This is a genomic window from Aminobacterium sp., assembly GCF_034926885.1.
Taxonomy (GTDB): domain Bacteria; phylum Synergistota; class Synergistia; order Synergistales; family Aminobacteriaceae; genus Aminobacterium.
The window spans coordinates 66,913-91,927 of sequence record NZ_JAYFQR010000014.1; the positions used below are offsets into that span (position 1 = coordinate 66,913).

General features: G+C 40.9%; 25 protein-coding genes. 10 read left to right on the forward strand and 15 right to left on the reverse strand.

What is annotated here, in order from left to right:
* Positions 1-27: 27 nt before the first annotated feature.
* The 7 genes from VB083_RS06300 to VB083_RS06330 all read right to left on the reverse strand — a co-directional run bounded on the left by VB083_RS06300 (position 28) and on the right by VB083_RS06330 (position 6,766).
* Positions 28-921, reverse strand: coding sequence for a phosphate acyltransferase (locus VB083_RS06300; RefSeq protein WP_213691014.1), 894 nt, complete (start codon positions 919-921; stop codon positions 28-30).
* Positions 918-1,991 carry a butyrate kinase gene (buk, locus tag VB083_RS06305; RefSeq protein ID WP_213701417.1) on the reverse strand — a complete coding sequence of 358 codons (1,074 nt, stop codon included), beginning with the start codon at positions 1,989-1,991 and terminating at the stop codon, positions 918-920. The genes VB083_RS06300 and buk overlap by 4 nt, the downstream gene beginning before the upstream one ends.
* Positions 1,992-2,011: 20 nt before the next feature.
* Complete coding sequence (locus VB083_RS06310; protein WP_213691012.1) at positions 2,012-2,824, reverse strand: sugar phosphate isomerase/epimerase family protein; 813 nt, start codon at positions 2,822-2,824, stop codon at positions 2,012-2,014.
* Positions 2,825-2,848: 24 nt separating this feature from the next.
* Positions 2,849-4,129 (reverse strand): TRAP transporter large permease, encoded by a 1,281-nt coding sequence (locus VB083_RS06315; protein WP_213691011.1) that lies wholly within the window; start codon positions 4,127-4,129, stop codon positions 2,849-2,851.
* Between the two features lie 13 nt (positions 4,130-4,142).
* Positions 4,143-4,622 carry a TRAP transporter small permease gene (locus tag VB083_RS06320; RefSeq protein ID WP_213691010.1) on the reverse strand — a complete coding sequence of 160 codons (480 nt, stop codon included), beginning with the start codon at positions 4,620-4,622 and terminating at the stop codon, positions 4,143-4,145.
* A gap of 80 nt (positions 4,623-4,702) precedes the next feature.
* On the reverse strand, positions 4,703-5,722 hold the full coding sequence (locus VB083_RS06325; protein ID WP_213691009.1) for a DctP family TRAP transporter solute-binding subunit: 1,020 nt from the start codon (positions 5,720-5,722) through the stop codon (positions 4,703-4,705).
* Between the two features lie 51 nt (positions 5,723-5,773).
* Positions 5,774-6,766, reverse strand: a complete 993-nt coding sequence (locus VB083_RS06330) for a GntR family transcriptional regulator (RefSeq protein ID WP_213699288.1) — start codon at positions 6,764-6,766, stop codon at positions 5,774-5,776.
* A 491-nt stretch (positions 6,767-7,257) separates the two neighbouring features.
* On the opposite strand from VB083_RS06330, the gene VB083_RS06335 reads away from it, so the two are divergent.
* Genes VB083_RS06335 through VB083_RS06345 form a run of 3 tightly spaced genes read left to right on the forward strand, consistent with a single transcriptional unit; the run spans position 7,258 to position 9,795 of the window.
* Complete coding sequence (locus VB083_RS06335; RefSeq protein WP_323401879.1) at positions 7,258-8,280, forward strand: methionine ABC transporter ATP-binding protein; 1,023 nt, start codon at positions 7,258-7,260, stop codon at positions 8,278-8,280.
* Complete coding sequence (locus VB083_RS06340) at positions 8,273-8,935, forward strand: methionine ABC transporter permease (protein ID WP_213692165.1); 663 nt, start codon at positions 8,273-8,275, stop codon at positions 8,933-8,935. The genes VB083_RS06335 and VB083_RS06340 overlap by 8 nt, the downstream gene beginning before the upstream one ends.
* 59 nt (positions 8,936-8,994) lie before the next feature.
* On the forward strand, positions 8,995-9,795 hold the full coding sequence (locus VB083_RS06345) for a MetQ/NlpA family ABC transporter substrate-binding protein (protein WP_213692166.1): 801 nt from the start codon (positions 8,995-8,997) through the stop codon (positions 9,793-9,795).
* 67 nt (positions 9,796-9,862) lie between these two features.
* On the opposite strand, the gene dgoD is transcribed toward VB083_RS06345, so the two are convergent.
* From dgoD to VB083_RS06385, 8 genes are all read right to left on the reverse strand, one after another.
* Positions 9,863-11,014, reverse strand: coding sequence for a galactonate dehydratase (gene dgoD, locus VB083_RS06350; protein WP_323401876.1), 1,152 nt, complete (start codon positions 11,012-11,014; stop codon positions 9,863-9,865).
* A gap of 15 nt (positions 11,015-11,029) precedes the next feature.
* On the reverse strand, positions 11,030-12,058 hold the full coding sequence (locus VB083_RS06355) for a sugar kinase (RefSeq protein ID WP_323401877.1): 1,029 nt from the start codon (positions 12,056-12,058) through the stop codon (positions 11,030-11,032).
* A gap of 18 nt (positions 12,059-12,076) precedes the next feature.
* Positions 12,077-12,739, reverse strand: coding sequence for a bifunctional 4-hydroxy-2-oxoglutarate aldolase/2-dehydro-3-deoxy-phosphogluconate aldolase (eda, locus tag VB083_RS06360; protein WP_213691942.1), 663 nt, complete (start codon positions 12,737-12,739; stop codon positions 12,077-12,079).
* Positions 12,739-13,527 (reverse strand): IclR family transcriptional regulator, encoded by a 789-nt coding sequence (locus tag VB083_RS06365; protein WP_213691943.1) that lies wholly within the window; start codon positions 13,525-13,527, stop codon positions 12,739-12,741. The genes eda and VB083_RS06365 overlap by 1 nt, the downstream gene beginning before the upstream one ends.
* A gap of 24 nt (positions 13,528-13,551) precedes the next feature.
* Positions 13,552-14,826: a TRAP transporter large permease gene (locus VB083_RS06370; RefSeq protein ID WP_213691944.1), complete on the reverse strand. Its 1,275-nt coding sequence runs from the start codon at positions 14,824-14,826 to the stop codon at positions 13,552-13,554.
* A 1-nt stretch (position 14,827) separates the two neighbouring features.
* Entirely contained in the window at positions 14,828-15,313 is a 486-nt protein-coding gene (locus VB083_RS06375) for a TRAP transporter small permease (RefSeq protein ID WP_213691945.1), read from the reverse strand.
* 106 nt (positions 15,314-15,419) lie between these two features.
* Entirely contained in the window at positions 15,420-16,415 is a 996-nt protein-coding gene (locus VB083_RS06380) for a TRAP transporter substrate-binding protein (RefSeq protein WP_307880068.1), read from the reverse strand.
* 92 nt (positions 16,416-16,507) lie between these two features.
* Positions 16,508-17,986: a UxaA family hydrolase gene (locus tag VB083_RS06385; RefSeq protein ID WP_213691947.1), complete on the reverse strand. Its 1,479-nt coding sequence runs from the start codon at positions 17,984-17,986 to the stop codon at positions 16,508-16,510.
* 223 nt (positions 17,987-18,209) lie between these two features.
* Here VB083_RS06385 and VB083_RS06390 point away from each other — a divergent pair, with 223 nt between their 5' ends.
* From VB083_RS06390 to VB083_RS06420, 7 genes are all read left to right on the forward strand, one after another.
* Complete coding sequence (locus VB083_RS06390; protein WP_213691948.1) at positions 18,210-19,019, forward strand: phosphate ABC transporter substrate-binding protein; 810 nt, start codon at positions 18,210-18,212, stop codon at positions 19,017-19,019.
* A 98-nt stretch (positions 19,020-19,117) separates the two neighbouring features.
* Positions 19,118-19,987: a phosphate ABC transporter permease subunit PstC gene (gene pstC, locus VB083_RS06395; protein ID WP_213691954.1), complete on the forward strand. Its 870-nt coding sequence runs from the start codon at positions 19,118-19,120 to the stop codon at positions 19,985-19,987.
* Positions 19,984-20,835, forward strand: a complete 852-nt coding sequence (gene pstA / locus VB083_RS06400) for a phosphate ABC transporter permease PstA (RefSeq protein ID WP_213691949.1) — start codon at positions 19,984-19,986, stop codon at positions 20,833-20,835. Before pstC ends, pstA begins: the two co-directional genes overlap by 4 nt.
* A 24-nt stretch (positions 20,836-20,859) precedes the next feature.
* Positions 20,860-21,618: a phosphate ABC transporter ATP-binding protein PstB gene (gene pstB / locus VB083_RS06405; RefSeq protein ID WP_213691950.1), complete on the forward strand. Its 759-nt coding sequence runs from the start codon at positions 20,860-20,862 to the stop codon at positions 21,616-21,618.
* Positions 21,619-21,654: 36 nt separating this feature from the next.
* Complete coding sequence (gene phoU / locus VB083_RS06410; RefSeq protein WP_213691951.1) at positions 21,655-22,350, forward strand: phosphate signaling complex protein PhoU; 696 nt, start codon at positions 21,655-21,657, stop codon at positions 22,348-22,350.
* Entirely contained in the window at positions 22,347-23,039 is a 693-nt protein-coding gene (locus VB083_RS06415) for a response regulator transcription factor (protein WP_323401878.1), read from the forward strand. Before phoU ends, VB083_RS06415 begins: the two co-directional genes overlap by 4 nt.
* A 3-nt stretch (positions 23,040-23,042) precedes the next feature.
* Positions 23,043-24,794, forward strand: coding sequence for an ATP-binding protein (locus VB083_RS06420; RefSeq protein ID WP_213695792.1), 1,752 nt, complete (start codon positions 23,043-23,045; stop codon positions 24,792-24,794).
* The last annotated feature ends 221 nt before the right edge of the window (positions 24,795-25,015 follow it).

Here is a 25,015-nt window from a genome sequence, read left to right on the forward strand (position 1 = left end):
AATATAACTACAACGTAAATTCACTATTTAAAGCATGGCAAGAGCTAAAAGGAGTGAATGATAGCGCTCTTCAGCCCCTGCGGACCTTGAAGTAAGGATAACTGGCTTAGTTGTACCGGCAAGTATTCCAGCAGAAGGGAAACCAGCGATATATGTTAAGCCTTTACAAAAAATATTCCCTGCGTCAAGAGATGGAACTATAAATACATCTGCCCGTCCTGCCACATCACTTTTTATGTTTTTCTTTTCCTTTGCTTCCAGTGAAAAAGCATTATCAACAGCTAATGGGCCATCCACTAATGCCATAGTTTGACTTGAACGGAAGCTATCAGAGAGAATTTGAGCATCCCATGAAGATGATATTGTTTGAGTCGGAGTCTCGACACTCGATATAATTGCTATTTTGGGCTCTTCCACTCCAAGACGTTGCAATAATAATATTGCATTTTGAATAGTGATCTGTTTCTGCTCAACAGTTGGCTCAATCAAAATGCTTGGGTCCGATACAAAAAGTAACCCACGAGTCGGTATTTCAAAAGCAACGACATGAGTAACAAGAGAACTCGAGAGAAGCTCTTTCTTCTTTTTCAACAAACCATGCATAAAAGTATTTGTGTGAACAATCCCTTTCATTACAATCTGAACGTCATTAGAAACAAGCTTTTTAAAGGCTTCATCAACAGAATCCTGCTCATCTTTTATGTCAAAAGTAGCAAAATCGCTTTCTTTTAGTTCCGATGCTCTCAAATATTTAGCAATTAGAGTGGTATCACCTAAAAGAAGACCGTTGCAGATACCTTTTTTTTGAGCCCTATCCAATGCTTTTAAAATCTCTATGTCATACGGACAAGGTACCGCTACAACATTCTCTTTGTTTTGGTGCAATGCTTTTGTTTCAAAATCTGCAAACTGGGCCATCATATAAAATCTCCTTCTGGATAAACACGAGCCCGCTCTTTGCCTTCCATAACATTCAAAACACGCAAAGCTAATGCTTCCATTTCAAAGGATCCTGGAAAAAATAAAACTTGCGTCATTTTTGAAAATCTATCGCTTAAAGCAGAACAAATTCTTTGTGACTTTGCAATCCCACCAGTAATACATAAAGCATCGACTTTGAAATTTAAAATGGCAACAACACTTCCAATAGTCTTTGTCAGTTGATAAAGATATGCCTGCATCAAGAGGGAACTTTTTTCATCCCCAGCTAAAATTTGTTCTTCAATCTGCTTCAAGTTTTTGGTTCCCAAATATGCTTTAAACCCACCGTCTCCCTCTATCATGCGCATTACCTCATCTTTAGAAAACTTTCCGGAAAAACAAAGACTAACTAAATCTAAAGTCGGTAATCCTCCAGATCGTTCAGGCGTAAAGCTCCCTTCAAAATCATTAATAACATCAATCATGCGTCCATTTTTATGGGCACTAATAGTTGTTCCACCACCTAAATGGGCAACTACAAGGTTGAGGTTCTCATAATTCATACCCAACTTCAAAGAAGCTTTACGTGCAACTTCCTTAGAATTAAGAGCATGACTTAAACTTTTACGCGTAATGAGAGGGGTACCTGAATATCTTGCTTCAGGTACCATCTCATCTACAGAAACCGGATCAACTATATAGACAGGACACTTTGCAACTTCTGCAAAATCTTCTCCTAAAAAGACTGCAAGCGAAGATGCATGTGCTCCATTAATGCTGCTTTTAGAATCTTCAAGAAGAGCATTATTCACAGAATACACACCAGAAGGAACTGGCCGTACCCGCCCTCCACGTGCAGCTATTGCATTAATTTCACTTAAGGGAATATCGGCCTCAGAAAGCGCTTTCATGATTACTCGTTTTCTTTCTCCATATTGCTCCCATATTCCCAGGGATAATATCTCTTGATCATGCTCATATGAAACCTCTGATAGACATGAGCGATCTTCATAAATTGCTACTTTCGTTGAAGTAGATCCCGGATTAATGGCTAGAATCTTAAATGCCATGAATATCAACCCTTTACTTTTTAATCAATGGAAGCAAATCGATGTAATGCCTCAATGCTACTTCTTACATCTTCTTCAGGATTATCAGTAGGGAAGGATTCTACTGATACGAATCGATCATATGACGCTTTTCCCAATAAATTAAAGAATGAAGAAAGGTCAAAAGAACCATATCCCAGAGGTAAGCGGTCTGAATCACAGACATGTACATGGTCAACCCAACTCATTGCCATATCGATACTATGAGGAATATCTTCATCTTCCGAAATCATATGTATGTAATCAAGCATGAGGCGAACATTTGCTACCCCCAACAATTTAAGAAAATCAACACCTTCAGATGTAGTTAATATGAAATTTTCATAATCTTTACATATGGGTTCAATCAACAGATGCGCATCTCTCGACACAGAAGCACATTCGCATAAACACTCTTGAACCCACTGTAACGTTTTTTCTTTGGGGATATTTTCTAAAAAGCGCCCTCGCAACCGACCAACGTTGACATGAGCTCCCAAATCAGAGGCTATTTCCATTAGTTTTTTAGTTCTTCTCACAGCCTCTTTACGTACTTCGTCATCAGGATCGGCAAAAGACAACTTATCCTCCCCGTACATTTCCCCAGTACAAATAACAGGAACTTCTAATTCATATTGCACAGCTTTTTCAGCTAACAATTCAAGGTTTGCCTCAAATGGATTTTTTGTCATAAATTCGACTCCGTCGTAACCTTGAGATTTCAACAATTTAAAGAGACTATCGTAATCCCCTCTTAGCGCTGTTATATGTTTTCCTTTAACTTCAGGTGTTGCAATCATGTACGCAAATTTCATTATCTGCCCATCCTCCTTTCTCCCCTAATGACTTCCTAAGACCAACGCAGGTAACGTGGTGGTGAGTGCAGGGAATATAACAGTAAGAATCAAAGCTACGACAGTAGCACCAAGGAAAGGCCAGACTGCTCTAGACGCCTTTGTAAATGAAACATCTGCGATTTTAGACGCTGTCATAAGGGTTACTCCTAAAGGAGGTGTATTTGCTCCAACGCATGTATTCAGCAAGAAAACTATTCCAAAATAGATGGGATTGAGTTCATATGCAGCAACTACAGGCATAAGGACAGGAATTAATATAATAACTATTGCCGTAGTTTCCATAAATGTTCCTAAGAGAAGAACAAACAAATTTATAATCAATAAGAAAACCCATTTGTTTGGAGAAATAGCTATAAAAAATTTCGTTAAAATAAGTGGAATCTGTTCTGCGGTTAACACCCAACCGAAAAGAGAGGCTAAGCCAACAATAATCATTATTGATACAGAAATTTTCACAGCTTTAAAAGCAACATCTGGTAAATCTTTAATAGAGACTTCCCGATATACAAACAAAGCAACAAAAAGAGAGTAAACTACTGCTACGACAGCTGCTTCTGTTACTGTAAAAACTCCAGTAAGTATTCCTCCCAAAATAATTACAGGAGCCATCATTGGGATAAGACTCCCCTTAATCGCTAAACAAAGTTCTTGAAATGTAGCTTTCTTTTCTCCACCGTATCCCTTTTTAATAGAAATAATTGTTGACACCGCTATTAAAGAGAAAGCCGTGAGAAGTCCAGGAACAAGTCCACCTAAGAGAAGCCCGCCAATAGAAATTCCACCTACAGCACCTATAATAACGGTAGTAAGACTTGGAGGAATCAATGATGCCAACACTCCGGAACACCCCATTAGGGCTGCAGCGAAAGACGCATCGTACCCCTTTTTCTTCATGGCAGGAATCATAATAGAGCCAATTGCCGCTGTATCCCCTACACCAGATCCAGACAATGCACCAAAAAGTACACTTGCAGTTACAGTAACAGCTGCCAAACCACCCTTAAAATGCCCAACCAAAGCACTTGCGAGCTTCATTAATCTTTCAGTTATTCCACCGGAATCCATTAACATTCCAGCAAAGACAAAGAACGGCAACGCTAAAAAAGGATAACTATAAATGCCCTGTACAGTTCTCTGTGCAACAAGAAAAGAGGGGTAACCACACAACGTCAGATAGAGCAGTGATGAAAGTCCTATAGAAAAGGCAATAGGAACACCAAGACCAATAAGAACAAATAAAGCACCTAGCAAAACAATAACCATGGAACACCCCTCCTTACTTTCCTAAAGATAATGTTTTAATGTTATTAATTATTTTCTCTACGTTAAATAACAAAAGTAACGAACCACCTATAAATGCAGGTAAATACTCTATTGCTACACTCACCTTTAAACCGGGGGTAATAGATGTATATGTAGTTCCTATTAAAGCTAACCCACCTCTAAGCATAACCACAAAAAGAGGCATAATTAATATATTTATTATTAACTCTAAGCGGACCTTCCCTCGCTCTGATAGTCTCTCCATAAGAAAATCTACACAAAGATGCTGATTATCTTCATATACAACGCTAGCTCCTAACAGGGCCAGCCATACAGCACTAATAAGAGCTAATTCATCTACCCACACAAGTGGCTTTTTTAAGACATATCTGAATATGACCCCGGTAAACACATCCGCTGTCATAAGAAAAAGAAGCGAACAAACAGCAAATTTCAACAAAGACATTAGTTTTTTCTTAAATAACTGATACAATGCTTTCACCTCTGGGCACTGCGGGATGGTTAACAACCATCCCGCAGATTCTATTAGCAAAACAATTTCAAATATGGAATTTAAAGGTTGGAATATTTGCGCACTACATCAATAATATCTTTACCAAAGACACTTTCGTATTTTGTCCATACAGGTGCTACTTTCTCTTTAAAAATACCGAGTTCAGGTTCAGTAACAACCATCCCTTTTGCTTTCAGATCTTCAAGGATGCTTTTCTCCGAATCAACGATCATCTGGCGCTCTTTTTCTTTCCATACTTCCGCTTTGTCAGAGATGATAGTTCTATATTCTTCTGGAAGATTATTCCAAGTCTTCTCACTTATAGCTAAGAAAGCGGAACCCCAAATATGTCTGGAAATACAAAGATATTTTTGAACTTCAAAAAACTTGGAGGAATAAATTGTTGCGAGAGGATTTTCCTGACCATCAACGACTCTCTGCTGTAAAGCTGTGAAAACTTCGGAAAATGCTAGGGGGGTAGGTAATGTTCCTAATTCTTTAAATGTATCTATTCTCATCTCTGCTTCTGGAACACGAAGTTTCAAACCTTTTAAATCATCAACTGTATTTATTGGTCTTACATTGTTGGTAATATGACGATAGCCACTTGCCCAGAAACTTAGCCCAATAATACCTTTGCTCTTCATACGATCTTTTAAAATTTCACCTAATTCTCCATCCAAGGCTTTATATGCATTTTCTCTTTTTACCCAAGCATATGGAAGTTCTTCAACTATCATAACTTTATCGAGAGACTGCAATGCACCAGTTCCGATAAGAGCCATCTCGATTGATCCCATTTGAAGTCCTTCTGCCATGTCACGGTCTCCACCAAGCTGAGATGAGGGGAAAACCCTTATTTCTACTTCTCCATTCGTTGCTTCAGCAACATCAGAAGCCATTCCTTCCAATGCTTTCTGCCACGGATGCGACGACGTAAATACGTGCCCAACCTTTAAAACATATTTGGCCTTAGCTTCACATATACCAGAACCGCCAAAAACAAGACCCACTGCCATAATGCAAGATAAAATAACTAAAGACACGCGAAATCTGTTGCGACGACTGCTACCATTCATAATCCATTTCCTCCTTTTATATGTGAATCAACAAGATAAAAATTGCATCCATCATTCGTTAGAAACGTAATCAACAGAAATGGCTTTTTTAGAGAGGATCTTTTCTATAACTTTTCTCAAAATTTCTATAGAGGCTTCCGATAAAACGTTTTCATATTCGATAACTTTCTTATTGATCTTTTCAAAAGTTTCTTTATTAGCTTTGAGAGCAAATTTAGAGGCAACTATGATATCCACATCTTGAGCAATCTTATAAATTTCATCTTCAGTCGCATCTGCCTCAATAATGGAATCGCTTCTCACTCCTAAATTAAACAAAACCTGTTTCAATCCTTCACTTCCACTACGCGAAGACATGCAGACAATCCCGATTCTCGCGTCTCTGGGGCATGAAAGCAGCTGCTCCAAAACTTTTAAATAAGGACCTATATTAATTCCGTATATATTTAATTCGTCTCCAATGAGCTCTAAAACTCTGGGGTAGTGTCCTGCTGTGGTAACAACAAAATCAAAGGAATGTAAAAACTGTTTACTTACCTTTCCTTGTTCAAGATCATCTAAAAGAAGTCCTTCAACAGAAATTGAAAGAGCTTCCGCAAGATCTTTTACATATTGCTCCAAGGCAAAAGAATTACACTCGACAAAAAGAGCTTTTACACCAGCGCTGCTGTTCTTTTCATGAAGACACACTATTTGTACAACATTTAAAAATTCATCGAAAGAAAATCCCAACTTTTGAGCTTCTTTCATACTATTTTTTACAAGATTAATAAATTTACTTGTCTGTTTCTCTTTTGGAAATTCCAATTGGCTAGCTACAAAAGTTCCTGCCGCTTGACGAATCTCAAGGAACCCCTCTTCTTCTAATTCTTTGTATGCCTTAGCTACCGTATTTCTATTCGTTTTAAGAAAGGCTGACATTTCGCGTACACTCGGAATTTGAGCCCCTGATTTTAGGACCCCGCTAATGATGAGATATTTTACTTGTATTTTTATTTGCTGATTCAATGACATCTCACTAGAAGCATCAATAGATAATTTCAAAAGACAACTCTCCTTTTCAGTGGCCCTTTATCTGTCTTACTGTATTATAACTATATGACAGTAAAAAGCAAGGTGTTTTGAAAAACGCCAAAAGCTTAATTAATCAACATCTCAAAGATAGCATCCCCCCACTACTGTCACAAAAGAAATGACAGAAACCAAAAAATGCTATAATGCAAACTACTTGCCACAAAGTCTGCACTTTTATGACTTTATAATTTTGCTTTGCTTATTTGACAGCATCGATTTTTTTAGATATCATATGCCACAATCTGCGCACCACCATATTAAGAGCAAGGAGGAACCAGCATGCACGCAAAAAATAGAGCAGCAGCGGCAACAGTTTTGAATAGCATGATGATGTGCATGTGCGGCGGCCCTCCTGACGTGGTCGACGCAGTTTAGTGCTGCTGTCGATTGACTTTCAGGCCGGGGCCTTCTTATTGAAGGCTCCGGTTTTTTTTATGCTTTTATCGCTATTATTACAGGAGATGAATCTATTGATTAACATCCAAAATCTACACAAGACGTATAGCTCTGAAAGAGGAGATTTTGAAGCTTTACGCAATATAACTCTCACTATTCAAAAAGGAGAAATATTCGGCATTATCGGTTTAAGTGGGGCAGGAAAATCAACATTACTTCGCACACTTAACAGACTTGAAGAGCCCAGTTCGGGAAATATTTTCATAGAAGACACTGATATTACATGTCTTTCAACCCCTGAACTCCGCAAACTTCGACGTCATGTAGGAATGATTTTTCAGCATTTCAACTTGCTTACATCACGTACAGTTTCTCAAAATGTAGCATTTCCACTTGAAATAGAAAAATGGTCTTCTGATGCTATCTCTAAAAGAGTAACTGAAATGCTTGACATTGTTGACCTTTCAGACAAGGCAGAAAGCTACCCATCGCAACTCAGCGGGGGACAAAAGCAACGGGTTGGTATTGCCAGAGCATTAGCAAACAATCCAAGTGTTTTACTCTGCGATGAAGCAACAAGTGCTCTTGATCCCAAAACGACTCAATCCATACTCAGTCTTCTTGATGAAATTAATCGTAAGCTCGGCATAACTATTGTTCTCGTTACTCACGAAATGGGCGTCATTCGTCAAATTTGTCATAGGGTCGCCGTATTAGAACAGGGAGAAGTTGTGGAGTTAGGAACGGTAAAAGATGTCTTTATGAAGCCGCAGTCTAAAACTGCCCGGGAATTTTTAAGTCACCTTCCGCGCACAACATACGATCATGAAAAACTTCCTCATGAAGCTGGGAAACCGGTCTTGACCTTCTCTTTCAATGGAGAGACGGCAAATCACCCCGTTATCTCTCAAGCCATAAAACAAAGCGGCGTTGAAATCAATATTTTATCGGGAGAGATTGATCATCTGCATAGCAGCAGAATTGGAAATCTTACTGTTCAGCTTTCAGGAACCCCCTCTGAAATTAACAACGCACTCTCTTTCATTCAATCTAAAAGTGTAGAAGTGGATGTGGTTTGGAATGGATAAAATTTTAGCTCTTACACACCTTATTGTTTCTCCAACATTAGAAACAATTTACATGGTTCTCTTCTCTACTCTTTTTTCCACTCTATTAGGTTTCCCCTTAGGGGTAGCCCTTGTTGTCACCGAAAAAGGAGGATTATTAGAGAATGAACCTATTTATCGCACCCTCGACAGCATCGTAAACATATGTCGTTCATTCCCATTCATTATTCTTATGATTGTTCTCTTTCCACTCTCTCGAATTATTGTGGGAACCACCATTGGAACAACAGCATCTATTGTTCCTCTTTCAATAGGAGCTGCGCCTTTTGTTGGAAGAGTTGTGGAAAGCTCTCTAAAAGAAGTTGAAAAAGGACTTGTAGAAGCGGCGGTTTCTATGGGTACCCATCCTAAGGATATTATTTTAAAAGTTATGATACCCGAAGCTCTTCCCTCTCTCATACTGGGAGAAACTCTTACTATTATCAATATCATCGGCTATTCGGCCATGGCTGGTGCTATTGGAGGCGGCGGGCTGGGCGATCTGGCCATTCGTTACGGATTCCACCGCTTTCAAACAGATGTACTTGTGGCAGCTGTCATAGTAATTATTCTGCTGGTTCAAGTGATTCAGGGAGCAGGCAATAAAATAGCCCAACATGTAGCCCGTCATCGCTAGATCAGCAAACTGCGCGCGCAAAAAATTTTATAACAACATACAAAATGGAGGAATGGAACGTGAAAAAACATATTGGTATTCTTCTTTTAACAGTACTCTTTTCTTTATGCGTAACTCTCGCACCTACAGCCCTATCTGCAGAGGAAGTTATTAAAATCGGAGCAACACCCCTTCCCCATGCGGAAATATTGAATGTTATTAAAGATGATATTGCAAAAGAAGGGATAAAGCTTGAAATCATCGAATTTACTGATTATGTAAAGCCCAACCTCGCTCTTGATGACGGAGAGATCGACGCTAACTTTTATCAGCATCTACCTTATCTCGAAAGTTTTAATGCCTCTCATGGAACTAAACTGGCTTCAATTGGGGCAGTACACGTAGAACCCTTAGGGCTCTATTCAGAAAAAATAAAAGCTATTGAAAATCTTAAAGAAAAAGCACTTATCGCCATACCCAGCGACAGCGTAAACGGGGGGAGAGCATTGCTGCTTCTTCAGTCACACGGGCTTATTAAGCTCTCTGATAAAGCAGGCTTAGAAGCTACTGAACTCGACATTGTTGAAAACAGCAAGAAACTTCGTTTCAAAGCCATAGAGGCAGCACAGCTTCCACGAGTTCTTCCTGACGTAGATGGAGCTATCATTAATGGTAATTATGCTCTGGAGGCCGGTCTCAATCCGACAAAAGACGCACTTCTAATAGAGGGGAGCGAATCTCCTTACGTTAATATAGTAGCTGTACGGGAAGATCACAAAAACGATAAAAAATTTGAGGTTCTTATCAAATATCTACGCTCGGAAAAAGTCGCTGAATTTATTCTTTCAAAATACAATGGCGGAGTCGTTCCAGCTTTCTAAAAGAGAAAAGAGCGAGGCACCTCAAATGGGTGCCTCGCTCTGCAAATCCAACATAGTTAATATAAATTTACCATTCGGCAATAGTACCGTCTTCAAGTCTCCAGATCGGATTTTTCCAAGCGAGAGCCTCGTCAGCTCGTTTTCGAACAACATCTTCGTTAATCTCTATTCCCAAACCTGGAGCCGTAAGAAGTTTTACATATCCATTCTCATACTCAAAGAGAGCTGGGTTTTCAAGATAATCGAGCAAATCAGCTCCCACATTATAATGAATGCTTAAGCTCTGTTCCTGAATAACAGCATTCGGCGTGCAGAAATCCACTTGTAAGCATGCTGCCAATGCAATGGGGCCCAAAGGACAATGAGGAGCCAGAGCAACATCATACGCCTCTGCCATTGCAGCAATCTTACGAACTTCCCAGATTCCGCCAGCATGGCTTAAATCAGGTTGTATAATATCCACTGCTCCATCTTTTAGAAGAGTTTTAAAATCCCATCGCCCAAAATTTCTCTCTCCCGTAGCAATAGGCATAGTTGCATGGCGACGTAATTCCAAAAATGCCTCTCTATTCTCTACAAGCACCGGCTCTTCCACAAACATAAGTCGATAAGGCTCAAGCTCTTTCATTAATATTCTGGCCATAGCCTTGTGAACACGACCGTGAAAATCAAGAGCTATGTCGATTTTCTCGCCAAGAACGTCTCGTATAGCCTGAACTCTAGCCAGAACATCGTCTACCTTTTTATAAGAATCTATCCAGCCCATCTCTTCTGTCGCATTCATTTTTATGGCTGTCATTCCTGCTTGATACTTTTCCCGGGCCTCAGCTGCCACATCTGATGGTCTGTCTCCGCCAATCCATGAATAGACACGAATTTTTTGGCGCACAGCACCACCTAACATTTTATAGACGGGCAGCCCATATATTTTTCCGGTAATATCCCATAGTGCTTGTTCTATTCCAGAAATAGCACTCATAAGAACGGGCCCACCTCTATAAAACCCCCCCCGATAGAGCACTTGCCAGAGGTCTTCTATTTCCGTAGGATCCCGCCCCACAAGATATTCTTCCATCTCCCGAACGGCTGCAGCCACTGTTGAGGCTCGACCTTCTACGACAGGTTCTCCCCAGCCAACAACACCATCATCTGTGGTAATCTTCAAAAAGAGCCAACGTGGTGGAACTTTGAACAGTTCAAGGCGTGCGATTTTACTCATTATTCTCTCCGTTTATTAACGTTGAACTCGCCCGCTGGCATCTCCCCCAGCAAGCGTCATAACATCCTGTACTGATACTCTGTTGAAATCTCCATAAATAGTATGTTTCAATGCCGAAGCTGCTACTGCAAACTCCAGCGCTTCTCGTGGAGTCTCAAAGTGATTGAGCCCGTAAATCAGGCCTGAGCCAAAGGAATCTCCTCCGCCTATACGATCTACGATATGGCGAATTTCATACTTTTTACTCACATGCACTTCTCCTGGCTCAGCCAAGATAGCTGACCAGTTATTCCAATCAGCACTAACGCTCTCGCGCAAGCTTACGGCAAGATATTTAACGCTGGGAAACTGTTGCAACATTTTCTGACTTAGAACTCTATATTTATCGACATCAAGGGATCCGGAAGTTACATCTACGTCTGCCTCTATGCCTAAACACTTCTGGCAATCTTCTTCGTTGGCAATTACTACATCTACATACTTCATGAGTTCAGGCATAACTTCTATAGGCTTCTTGCCCCATTTCCACAGCTTTTTACGATAATTCAAATCGCAAGAAACTGTAATCCCCTTCTCCTTACATTTTTTGAGTGCCTCAAGGGTCACATCGGCTGTTCCTTCAGCAATAGCAGGAGTAATACCTGTTACGTGGAACCACTTGGTTCCTTCCAGAATAGTGTCCCAATTAAAATCGCCAGGTTTTACTTCTGCGATAGCAGAGTGCGCTCGGTCATAAATAACTTTTGAGGGACGCATACACGAGCCAGTTTCTGTGAAATATATTCCAAGGCGATCTCCGCTTTTACGAATAAAGCAAGTCTCTACACCAAAGCCACGTAGTTCGTGAATAACGCCCTCTCCGATGGGGTTATCTGGAACAACTGTTACAAAGGCAGCATCCTCACCATAGTTGGATAAAGCAACAGCAACATTGGCCTCTGCGCCTCCAAAAGTTGCTACGAACTTAGGTGTTTGCAGAATTTTTTCATGATCAGGAGGTGTTAACCTCATCATTATTTCCCCAAAAGTAACAAACTTAGCCATAAAAACTCACCCTTCCTCTTACTTTAAACTCGCTCTGATCCTAGCTATTTCCTCTAAAACTTTTTCGGTAGTCTCTCGTACAGCATCGTAACCGCCATCAGTTCCAGAGGGTTTAGTCAAAGCACTTCCCAACCCGACAGCAAATGCTCCGGCCTTAAACCAATCTTTCATATTATCGAGAGACACGCCTCCCACTGGCATAATATTGGCATAAGGAACCGGGCCGTGAACAGCCTTAATGAACTGTGGCCCCAAGACACTTCCAGGAAAAGCCTTGACAACATCTACACCAAGCTCCATGGCATGCATTAATTCTGAAACCGTTCCAATGCCAGGCATACAAGGCAAACCATATCTATTACATGTCCGAACAACATCATCGTGAAGGCTTTGAGAAACAACAAACTCAGACCCGCTAACAATGCACATTCTGGCAGTCGCCTCGTCTACAACAGTTCCTGCCCCCACAAAGCGATCTTTTCCTTTATGTCGTTCAGCTGTCGTGCGCATTATATCCAAAGCGCCCTGAAAGGTCATAGAAACTTCAACGACCTTTAATCCTCCATCAAACATGGCATCAGCCATTGCGATGCCTTTTTCTATATTTTCTGTGCGTATAATTCCTACTATTCCCTGTTCCTCTACTGCCGAAAGGACCTCATACTTTTTAATACATGTCATTAGAATCCCTCCTTAATAGTTTCTAAATGACGCCGATTGATACGAAGAGATATTTTCGCTGTCTCTTGTGCCAGTTTACGGCCTAAAACTACGGCCTTTTTATCATCAAAACGATATGCCGGTGCAGACACACTCACTGCTCCCAGAGGGAAACCATTACTATCAACAATAGGAACCGCAACACAACGAATTCCCTCTTCATTCTCCTGATTTTCTTCACTATATCCACGTGTTTTATATATTTTAAGTTGCTGAATTAACTCTTCAGGATCGGTGATAGTATTTGTCGTTCGCTCTATTAAAACAGTTTTTTTGAGATACGATTCTATACGCTCAAGAGGTAAGGCTGAAAGAATAGCTTTTCCTCCTGCTGTACTATACAGAGGAAGCTCCGCTCCAACCTTAGATCGCATAACCAATGGACTTGGACTTTCAAGTTTTTCGAGATAATAGGCTCTCCCATTTTCAAAAACGAAAAGATGGATTGTTTCCCCTGAATAGTCCCTCATGATTTCTAAAACATCACGAGACATTTCAAGCAATCCCGATCGTCTGTTATAAGTCGCAGCCCACTTCACTACAGCAGGCCCGATCTGGTAGCGCCCATGAATATCCTTCATAAGGATATTACTCTCTACAAAAGTTGAAAGAATGCGATAAGCTGTGGTTTTAGAAAGCTCTGTCGCTTTTGCTACTTCTGTCAATCCTACTGGTTCTCGTCGATCTGATAGGTCTTCTAAAACGGCTATTGCTTTCTGAAGAACCTGTACCCTGTTTTTTTCAGACATTTACATCACCCCTTTATCTCTCACTTACATCAGAGAGGGAAGCCACAGAACAATCTGAGGCACATACGTCACCAACAACACAACGGCAAAAAGGGCAATATACATAGGGAGAAGAGACCGCACCAATGCTCCTAAAGATACTTTTGAAATGGAGTTTGTTACATAAAGAACCGTTCCGACTGGAGGAGTTATAAGTCCTACGCATAAATTAGTAACCATAATGACACCAAAGTGAATATCGTCAATTCCATAACTTCTGCACACCGGCAAAAGGATAGGAACAAGAAGGAACAATGCAGGTGTTAAATCGATAACCATGCCAACAAGGAAGAGAAGGATGTTAAGGATGAGCAAAAATGCCAACTTGTTTTCTGTGATATTCATTATTATATTCGTAAGAAGTTGAGGAACTTGCGCTACAGCAAGAAACCATGTTAAAGCCATAGCTGAAGCACAAACCAACATAACGACACCAGTATTCAAAGAAGCTCTTTTCAATATTTCCGGATAAGCAGACCATTTTACGTTGTATTGGAAATATGATACGACAACAGCATAAACGACGGCAACAGCTCCCGCCTCCGTTGCTGTAAATATTCCCCCCAAAATCCCCCCTAAAATAATAAGGGGAAGAATCAACGCCCATATGGTCTTTCTGAAAACTTTTAGGAAATCTCGGAACCCTACCTTTTCACTTACTGGGTAATTATTTTTACGGGCAACAAAATAAGAAACGGTTAAAAGGGCAATACCGATAAGAAGTCCTGGAATGGCACCACCAAGAAAAAGTTTTGCAATAGAAATTTGAGCTATAGATCCCAAAATAATCATGGGAACACTCGGTGGAATAATAGGACCTATGACAGAAGAGGCAGCAGTAATGGCTGTTGAAAAATTTCTGTCATATCCGCCTTTTTCCATCATGGGAATTTCCAGAGATCCCAAAGCCGCAGTATCGGCAACAGCAGAACCGCTTATGCCAGCAAAAAGCATACTTGCCACAACATTGACATAGGCAAGGCCCCCTTTAACTCGACCAACAAGGGCATTGGCAAAAAGCAAAATATCATGAACTAATCCAGCCTTGTTCATAATCTCCCCTGCAAGCATAAAGAAAGGAATAGCCAAAAGGGTGTACACATCTACTCCAGTAATCATTCTGCGCGCGAGAACCATAGGCTCAACTGTTCCCGTTACAAACATAAGTACCAACGCAGAAAGTCCTATTCCAAAACCAATGGGAACACCAACAATAGTAAATCCTAATAACGAACCAAGAAAAGCTAACAATACAACCATATCAGGCTTCCTCCACTTTCGAAGTCCAAATACGCATAATCTGACGAACCATTTCTAAAAGCATCATCACTGTTGCAATGGGAACAGCAGAATACTGCCACGCTACGGAAATAACAAGAATAGACGTCTTCTGAACGTAGATTCTTGAAATATAATCAATTCCACCCTTTAACAAGAAGCCAAGGAAAACAACAATACAAACAGATATAGCCGTTCGCAAAATCTTTCCCGCAACACCATGCGTATTTGTGACAAGAACATCAAAAGCAGGATGAAGACCTATGCGGAGTCCAGAAACTATAGCCATGAAAGACATCCATACAAAAGCAAAACGGCTCACCTCATCCACCCATGGGAAGGCCATATAAAAAAAGCGAAAAATGACATTTGTAAAAACAGAAAAAACCATGACCCCAAGCATGAAGATCGCCATACCATCTGCGAAGCGATACATTAAGCGATACAGGGCATTTATAACACTCTTCATATAAAAACGAGCTCCTCTCGCCATATTCTCCCTAATAGAAAATTCCGGCAGAAAAGATATGCAACTCACCTATTTTCTGCCGGGAAAAGTGACGTTTATTTACATCTTATTTTTCGAACTGTTTGCCTACCTCTCGAATCTGCTCAATGAAGGGAGCTGCTTCTGGGCAACTCTTAACATAACTGTCGATAATAGGCTGTGCACTTTCCACAAAAGGCTTCAGGTCAGGATATGTTACTTCGAGGCCTTTATCTATAGTTTTCTGTAAAACATCCTTTTCTTCAGCTTTTGTCAGTTTTGTGATCTCTGCGATAGAAGCTTTTGTTGCTTCATTAACGGCAGCCTGCTCTTCTGCAGAGAGCTTATCCCAAACTTTCTGGTTAATTACAAAATACTGGAAACCAAAAATGTGATTTGTCATAGCAACATATTTCTGAACGTCGTACCAACCTGCATAATAGGAGGTCATGAGAGGGTTATCCTGTCCATGAACAACACCCTGCTGCAAAGCAGTGAAGACCTCACTCATAGGCATAACGACAGTGCTGAATCCAAAACCCTGCATTAATTTAATAATAACTTCACCCTGCCAAACTCTGATTTTGATGCCCTTACAATCTTCGATGGAATTAATGGGCTTTTTGTTATTAGAAATCACTCTGAATCCTCTCGGGAAAGCACCAAGTATTTTTACACCGAGGGGCTTAAGGCTTTCATAAATTTTTTCTCCGATGGGGCCGTTAAAGACAGCGTCTGCATGTTCGTAGCTATTAAACATATAGGGAAGCTGAAGCAGCTTAAAAAGATCTACAGTATTTTCCCAAAGATTTCCTGTAAGAGCCATTTCAATAGTTCCGAGCTGTACTCCCTCTACAAACTCCTGCTCAGCACCAAGCTGATTGTTTGGGAAAACCTGAACCTGCAAAGAGCCATTGGTTTTAGCTTCAACCATAGGCTTAAAGACTTCAGCAAGTACTTTATTGGCTGGATGATCCACAGGAAAATAATTCGCTATTTTCAATGTGGTTGCGGCAAAAGCCATGGAGGAACACATGACCATCACTAATGCTGTAAGAATCATAGTACGAACGAATTTCATCATCTTCACGAAAAACATCCTCCTTAAAAATAGTGTACAAAAGCCTACCCTACTGCGTTATTCCCCTAATAAAGAATAGAACCCCCTTCCTCTTTTTATAAAATCACTCCGTGCTTAAAAAGACCGATTTCTCCTATATTCAAATGTTCATTACAGGTTGGTCGGCCATTTGAAACATTAATAACCATATCAATTAACTCTCCAAGTAAAGGTTGCCACTCCTCCCCTTCAAGAAGACGACCTGCATTAAAATCCATCCAATTTTTCTTCTTGTTGTAAAGAGCTGTATTCGTAGCAATTTTTATCGACGGAACAGCAGAACTGTATGGCGTACCCCGTCCCGTTGTGAAGAGAGTTAAAACAGCTCCGCTGGCAGCAAGAGATGTAACAGAAACGGGATCATTACCGGGGCTAAAAACAATATTTACACCTGGACGTTTATATTGTTCTCCATATCCTAAAACATCTGAAATGAGACCTGACCCAGTTTTTTCGACTGCGCCCAAAGATTTTTCCTCCAAAGTTGTAATTCCGCCTTCTTTGTTACCAGGTGAAGGATTTTCATAAACCGGCTGATGATAAGACGTAAAATATTCTTTAAACCAATTGATCATTTCTACGAAACGCAGATAAACACTTTCATCTTCTATACGAGAAGTAAGGATATCCTCTGCTCCAAACATTTCAGGGATTTCTGTAGCAAGAAGAGTTCCACCCCAAGATGTAAGATAATCAGAGAAAAGCCCTACGAGAGGATTGGCTGTAATGCTCGAAAAGGCATCACTACCTCCACATTTCACGCCTACCACGAGATCTGAAAGAGGGCATTCCTGCCTCAAAACCTGACTTCTCTCTGCTAACAAATCAAGACGTGAAAAAAGAGCTTCTTGATCATCTGTTTCTTCTTGCAAAACGGTATATTCAACGTTAGGATGATTAGAAAGACGATCTTTCATATAAGAAATCTGTAAATTTTCACATCCCATACCTACAACTAAAACTCCAGCAGCATTCCCATTAAAAGCCAGGCCAGAAAGGGCACGTAACGTATATTCAAAATCATCACCAAGTTGAGAACAACCATATGGATGAGCTAAAACTCTGACTCTATCAACCCATTGAGGAGCTTCGTACTGAGGAATAAGATTTCGTAAAACATCGTTGATACAACTTACTGTAGGAATAACCCATAATTCATTTCGAATTCCAACGCGACCTGTAGAACGTCGATATCCCATAAAATTTTTTGTCTGAAAAGGAGGAGTGATCTGAGGGGGAACATAATGCCATCGTGAAGACCATTCAACTTCGAGAGCCGTAGAAAGATTATGGGTGTGGACCCAATCTCCGCTCTCAATGTTTTTTGTGGCTATACCAATAGAATGACCGTATTTTATAACGTTCTCGCCCAATTCTATTTTTTTTAACGCTACTTTATGTCCCGCTGGAATAGTTTCTTGAATCTGAATGGATAAACTATCGTTTATGAAGAGTGAATCACCTTTATGAAGTTCATGTGTTGTAACCGAAATCGTATCATTAATTCCTAACTTTAAACCTTGAAAAGACCCCATTCCCAAACACCTCGTTCCGCATTGAGGACCAACTAGCCGTCATGTGAACCTTATATGCTATTAAGACATGCTTATGGTTAAAAATCAAGGGGAAAAAGGCAAAAAGACACCTATGTTCTTAACATTATTGTTACAAATGCGAGACACGTTCGTTACATAAGGTCCTTATACTATGTCTCAACGTAACAAAAAGAAAAAAGACATACGAGGAGGTCTTTAAGAGATGAAGAAATTAATAGCCGGTGCAGCACTTGTTGCTGTTTTAGCCGTAAGTGGTGCAGCCTTAGCCGCAGAACTTGTTATCAAAGGTTCCACAACAGTTCTTCCCATTGCTCAATCCGCAGCTGAAAAGTATATGACAGCGCACCCAGAAGTAGCCATTACTGTCTCTGGTGGTGGAAGCGGTAATGGTATTAAAGCTATAATTGATGGAACAACAGATATAGCTGATTCTTCAAGATTCATAAAAGACACAGAAGTCAAAGCAGCTGTTGAGAATGGTGCTTATCCTGTTCCCTTCGCTGTAGCGATGGATGCACTTATTCCTGTAGTTCATACATCAAATCCTGTTCAAGACCTTTCTATAGAACAACTCAAAAAAATCTATATGGGCAAAATCAAAAACTGGAAAGAAGTCGGCGGCCCCAACAAACCAATAGCAGTTGTTAGCAGAGATACGAGCTCTGGAACATATGAAACGTGGGAAGAAAAAATTCTTCACAAAGAACGAGTGGACAAACGAGCACTCGTCGTCGCATCCAACGGAGCTATGGTACAAACTGTCGCTAAAAATGAGAATGCTATTGGATATATCGGTTTAGGATATATGAACGACTCCGTTAAACCTATCAAAGTAGAGGGAATTGAAGGTAATAAAGCAAATGCACTAAATGGAACATATCCTGTATCTCGCTATCTGTACATGTTCACCAGAGGGTGGCCGACAGGGGAGCCCCTAAACTTTATCAATTTCGTTCTTAGCGATGACGGACAAAAAATAGTCGGAGAAGCAGGTTTTGTGCCTCTTCGTTAATCATAAATAAGCACAACAAGAATTCGCCTGTTCCCGGCAGGCGAATTCTTGCCTGCTTCTCAAGAGAATATATTCTCAAAAAAGGATTTGTGATGCCTATGAAAAAAGAACGAACACCAGCTATCATTATTATGTCAATTTCATCTGTCGGCATCTTTGTTATGCTGTTTATCCTTCTTTTTCTTATAAAGGAAGGACTTCCCGTGTTGAAAGAAACAACATTATCATCAATAGTGGCTGGAACAGACTGGTATCCTACAGAAACGCCACCAGCACTGGGGATGTTGCCCCTTATTGCCGGCTCCGTAGCAGTAACTCTTCTTTCATCACTCATAGCCCTTCCAATAAGTTTGTTCATTGCTATTTTTATTTCAGAAATAGCTTCTCAAAAAATGAAAAATATATTAAAACCGATTCTGGAACTTCTGGGCTTCCTCCCTTCGATTATTCTTGGATTTCTTGGCATGGTCGTTATTGCCCCTTGGCTTCAAAGCCGTTTTGCTATTCTCTCAGGCCTCAATCTCTTAAACGCATCAATACTATTGGGTTTTTTAATCATTCCTATCGTCGGATCCCTTGCAGAAGAAGCTCTTTCAGCAGTACCACGAGAGATACGTAACGCGTCATTCGCTCTGGGAGCTACTCGCTGGGAAACAATCAGCAAAGTCGTCTTTCCCGCAGCTCTTCCAGGCATTCTTTCTGCCTGCTTACTCGGAATTATGCGCGGAATGGGAGAAACGATGGTCGTCCTCATGGCTGCGGGAGGAGCAGCACTTATCCCTATCTCTCTTTTTGACCCCGTTCGTCCCTTGACCTCTACTATTGCAGCCGAAATGGGAGAAACCCCGGTAGGATCCACTCATTATCATGCGCTTTTCTTCGCAGGACTGATACTTTTACTCATTACACTCGGAATAAACCTTCTTTCAAGCTGGATTGAAAGTAAAAGGAAGGTGAAATCATCATGACCAAACGCAAGGCTTTAGACCAACTTATGACGATCCTGCTATGGAGCGCAACAGGGCTTATTGTTTTTTTGCTCCTGGCGATTATTACATATATATTCGTTAACGGATATCAGGTTCTTTCGTGGAGTTTCTTAACAGAATCTCCCAGGGATAATATGACTCGTGGAGGAATCAGCACCCCTCTTATAGGCACATTGCAACTTGTTCTTGTCTCTATGTTCTTTGCTCTTCCTGTTGGAATTGCTACAGGTCTATATTTAGCGGAATATTCGAAGAGAGGACGTTTTACTTCGCTTCTACGCCTGGCAATACGATCTCTTGCCGGCGTGCCTTCTGTCGTTTTTGGCCTTTTCGGTCTATCCCTTTTCGTTATATTGCTACGATTTGGTTCTTCTCTGCTCTCAGCTGGCCTCACATTAGGCTGTCTGGCTTTGCCCCTTATAGTAACCGCTTCGGAGCAGGCTTTTCTCGCTGTGCCTCAAGATTATAGAGACGCCTCCTATGCTCTTGGAGCATCCAAATGGCAAACTATCTGGAAAGTTGTTCTTCCTTCTGCTTCTTCCACCATCATTACAGGAGGGATTTTAAGCATCGGACGGGTAGCTGGAGAGACGGCTCCTATCATTTTTACCGGAGCAGCCTATTTCACTCCAAGTGTTGCGACAAGCCTTTTCGATGAAGTTATGGCCTTGCCCTATCATATTATGGTACTCGCTACAGAAGGTACGAACATTACACTCACACGGCCTATACAATATGGAACAGTACTCGTACTTCTGGCTTTTGTTCTTGGAATAAGTGCCATTGGAGTTATAATGCGCGCCCGTTTAAGACAAAGCGGACGCTAAATTGCAAGCAAGGAGTAGGTATAGATGACAAAACCACAACTTGTCGTTTCAAATCTTAACTTATATTATGGCAATAACCAAGTTTTACACGACATCAACATCGACATTTTCAGCAAAACAGTAACAGCTCTTATTGGCCCTTCCGGATGTGGAAAGAGCAGTTTCATACGTTGCCTTAACAGAATGAACGACTTTATACCAGGAGCAAAAATCGAAGGAAAAATTTTTCTTGAAGGGAAAGACATTTATGCCCTATCCACTGACGTTATTACACTACGCCGCCAAGTCGGCATGGTCTTTCAAAAACCTAACCCTTTTCCTATGTCAATATACGATAATGTTGCATATGGACCTCGCCTCAATGGAATAAAATCACGAGAAAAGCTTGATGATATTGTAGAAAAAAGCCTTTTAGGAGCAGCTCTCTGGAGTGAAGTAAAAGATAAGTTAAAATCTTCAGCGCTGGGTCTCTCAGGAGGACAACAACAGCGTCTTTGTATTGCGAGAGCCATTGCTACAGAGCCAGAGGTTCTGCTTATGGACGAACCGACGAGTGCTCTTGACCCAATGGCTACAGCCAGGATTGAAGAACTTGTGAGAACCCTTAAAGAAAGATACACTGTTATTATTGTTACCCATAATATGCAGCAAGCAGCTCGTATCTCAGATTACACGGCATTTTTCCTTATGGGTGATCTTATTGAATATGGAAAAACTCCAAAACTTTTTACATCTCCAGATGACAAGCGCACAGAAGATTACATTACTGGACGATTTGGTTAAACGAGAAAGCCCCTTGAGGGAAGGAAGTGACTAAGGATGAACCAGATTAATACCAGAAGACAACTTGAAACTGAATTGACAGAACTTATTAGGATGTTGACACGGTTAGGGAAAATGTCAGAAGAATCTCTTGCCAGAGCAGTCTGGGCTCTAAAAAACCAAAATGCTGATGTGGCACGAGAAATTATAAAAAGAGATGACGCCATAGATGACCTCGCCGCCGATATAGACATGGCCTGTATGCAATTTACAGCGCGTTTTCAGCCTCTCGGAGAAGATCTGCGCACGGTCTCTTCTTTGATGCACATGGCCGTTGATCTCGAACGATTAGGAGATTATGCAAGTAATATTGCCAAAGCAGCCATCGAAGTTGCAGATAAAGAGCTTATGAAGCCTCTTATCGATATTCCTCGTATGGTTGATATTCTTTCTGATATGCTCGAAAAAAGTCTTGAAGCTTTAGAAAACAAAAATGACGCTATGGCTTATCGGGTCTTTCCTCTTGACGATATTATTGACGATCTTGAAAAGCAGATCATGAGGGAACTCCTGCTTCTCATGATGGAACGACCTCAAAGAATAGAACAAGCTACACTACTTCTCAATGTAGCAAGAACTTTGGAACGTGCCGGCGACCATATTACAAACGTGGCAGAAAGAGTCGTCTATATCATTACAGGAAAGACTGTAAAAGCATCTGCATATAGACGTCCAAAGGAGCATAGACCGTGAATGATAGCAGAATTTTAATCGTTGACGATGAGAAAGGCATTCAAGATATAGTTTCTCAAGCTCTCAAACGACGCGGATATGAAACACTGGTCGCCTCTGATGGTGATACAGCCTTAGATTTGGCTTTTGCCTCTCGCCCTGACCTTATTATTCTTGATCTTATGCTTCCTCGCATGGATGGGTGGGAAGTCTGTCGACGACTTAAGAGCAACAAAGAAACTGCTACTATTCCCATAATTATGCTCACTGCCAGACGAGGAGAAATGGATGTTGTTGAAGGTCTGGAACTTGGCGCTGATGATTATATGAAAAAGCCATTCTCTCTGGCAGAACTTGTTGCACGGGTCGGAGTACTTCAGCGCAGAAACCAGACAAGTCAAGAAATGCGGCAGATTACAAATAAAGAGTTAGCCTTGGATTTAGAGAGTCAGTCAGTTACTTTACGGGAAAAAACTCTGGATTTAAGCCCTACAGAATTTCGTATTCTTGAACTGCTCACTCGACGTTTCGGAAAAACTGTCAGTCGAGATGAGCTCTTAGGGAAAATATGGAATCTTTATGGCGGTGACACGCGCACACTAGACGTGCATATTTCTAGGCTTCGAAGAAAAATAGACGATGAGAAACGTCCTGTTCTCGAAATACAAACATTGCGCAGCCGAGGATATCGAATCGTTTGGGAGGATTAGGGCATGAACACCTTAAAGGGAAAAATTACAGCAGTACTCGCCATCGTTACCATCGCAGCCTTTGCTATCAGTTGGTTTTTGGTATCAGGCATAATGAAACAACAGCTCATAGATGACGCCACTGATCAACTTACGAAAGAGACTGCCGTTGTCGCTCACATAATACGCAGTGATGGATACAACGTTTTCCAAAGAGATTTTAAACAATGGCAAGAAACACTTGGAAGCCGAGTTACAATTATTAACACTAACGGACGTGTAATACTCGATAGCGCTACAGACACAGAGACCCTCGACAACCATAAAAATCGACCGGAAGTTCGACAAGCTGACCAAGAGGGCGTCGGAACAATATCTCGGTACAGTCAAACGTTGGGAACTCATCTCGTGTATGTAGTGCGCAAAATAGAGGGAAACGAGGGACCTCTTTTTATTCGTATTGCACGTCCCCTGAATTCCCTGAAAGAAGCTCTCTTGAATGTACGTCTTCGTTTTCTATCGTACATTATTATTGCAGCCTTTCTTATCTTTGGGCTTGAGCTATGGATTATACGACGTTTTTTTGCTCCTCTTGAACGCATTGTCTCTGCTGCTCATTCAATTACCGAAGGGAAAGAAGCAAGTTTCCCTCTTATGGCAGATACTGAGCTTCAACGTCTCTCTGAATCTCTTCAAACGATGTCATCTCGTCTGAAAGGTGCGCTGGAAGAGCTCAACATAGAGAGAACAACTCTTTCCCGCATTGTTTCCTCTCTACCTGTAGGTGTTATTTTGCTCGATAATGACAATCGTTTACGGTATGCAAATAATGAAGCCCACAACTTACTTGGTATCAAAACAACGATGGAAGAAGGTCAGCCGATAGAACGTTTCCTTACTTGTGGTGATATCTACCCCCTTATTCAGGAATCCAAGGAAGGGATTGAACATGCAATAACGGTGGAAATGCCCGAGCTTGGCTCAGGAGGTCGCCACCTGAATCTCTATGCACGCCAAACAGTAAGCGGACCGTTGCTTGTCATTACAGACTTAACAGAAGAAGTTCGGCTAGAAGAGGCACGACGAGATTTTATTGCAGATGCTGGGCATGAATTTCAAACACCTTTAACGACCATTCGTCTTACAGCTGAATATTTACAGGAAGAATTTCAAGAAAACGAAGAGGTTCAAAATCATCTGCAATCCATCATTCAGCAACAGGAAAGAATGACACAATTAGTTGATGATCTTCTTTTACTTTCCCGCCTAGAAAGCCAACTTCCTCAGGAAAAAAAGGAAGAACTAGATTTATCTCTTATCATAAATACACTTCTTGAGGAATATGCACATCATCCATTAGGGAGATCGATACTCATAGAAAAAGAGATTCCTGAAAAAGCGCTCATGGTGGGGCAAAGCGGAGATTTATCAAGAGCAATACGAAATATTCTCGATAACGCAATAAAATATGTGCGAGAAAAATATGGAGATGGGCATGGAGGTCATATCAGAATCGACCTTTCAGAAAAAGATGCGCTGTGGGTTCTTCGAGTTGAAGATAATGGCATCGGAATTTCAGAAGAAGCTGCTGCTTCTATTTTCGATCGTTTTCGACGAGGAGACAGCCATCGAGCTCGGGGACAATGGGGTGCTGGCGGCTATGGATTAGGGTTAGCTATAGCGAAACGAATTTTTACAGCACACGATGGAGACATCGTTTTAATTTCTCCGAATGGCGGTCAAACCATCTTTGAAATCACTCTTCCGAAAAAATAGGAAATACAAAACAAGCAGGAATCAAATAAAGAATTCCTGCTTGTTTTTATTTATAATACCTAGCCTTATTAGTTTAAATACTTATTTCTGCCAGTTCAAAGCGAAATGTGCAAAAAGAGCTGACCCTATCCACAACGTATCTTCATCGATATCAAACTTCGAATTGTGGTGAGGATAGGTCTGTCCCTTTTCAGGATTGCTTCCGGCATGGAAGAAGAAGG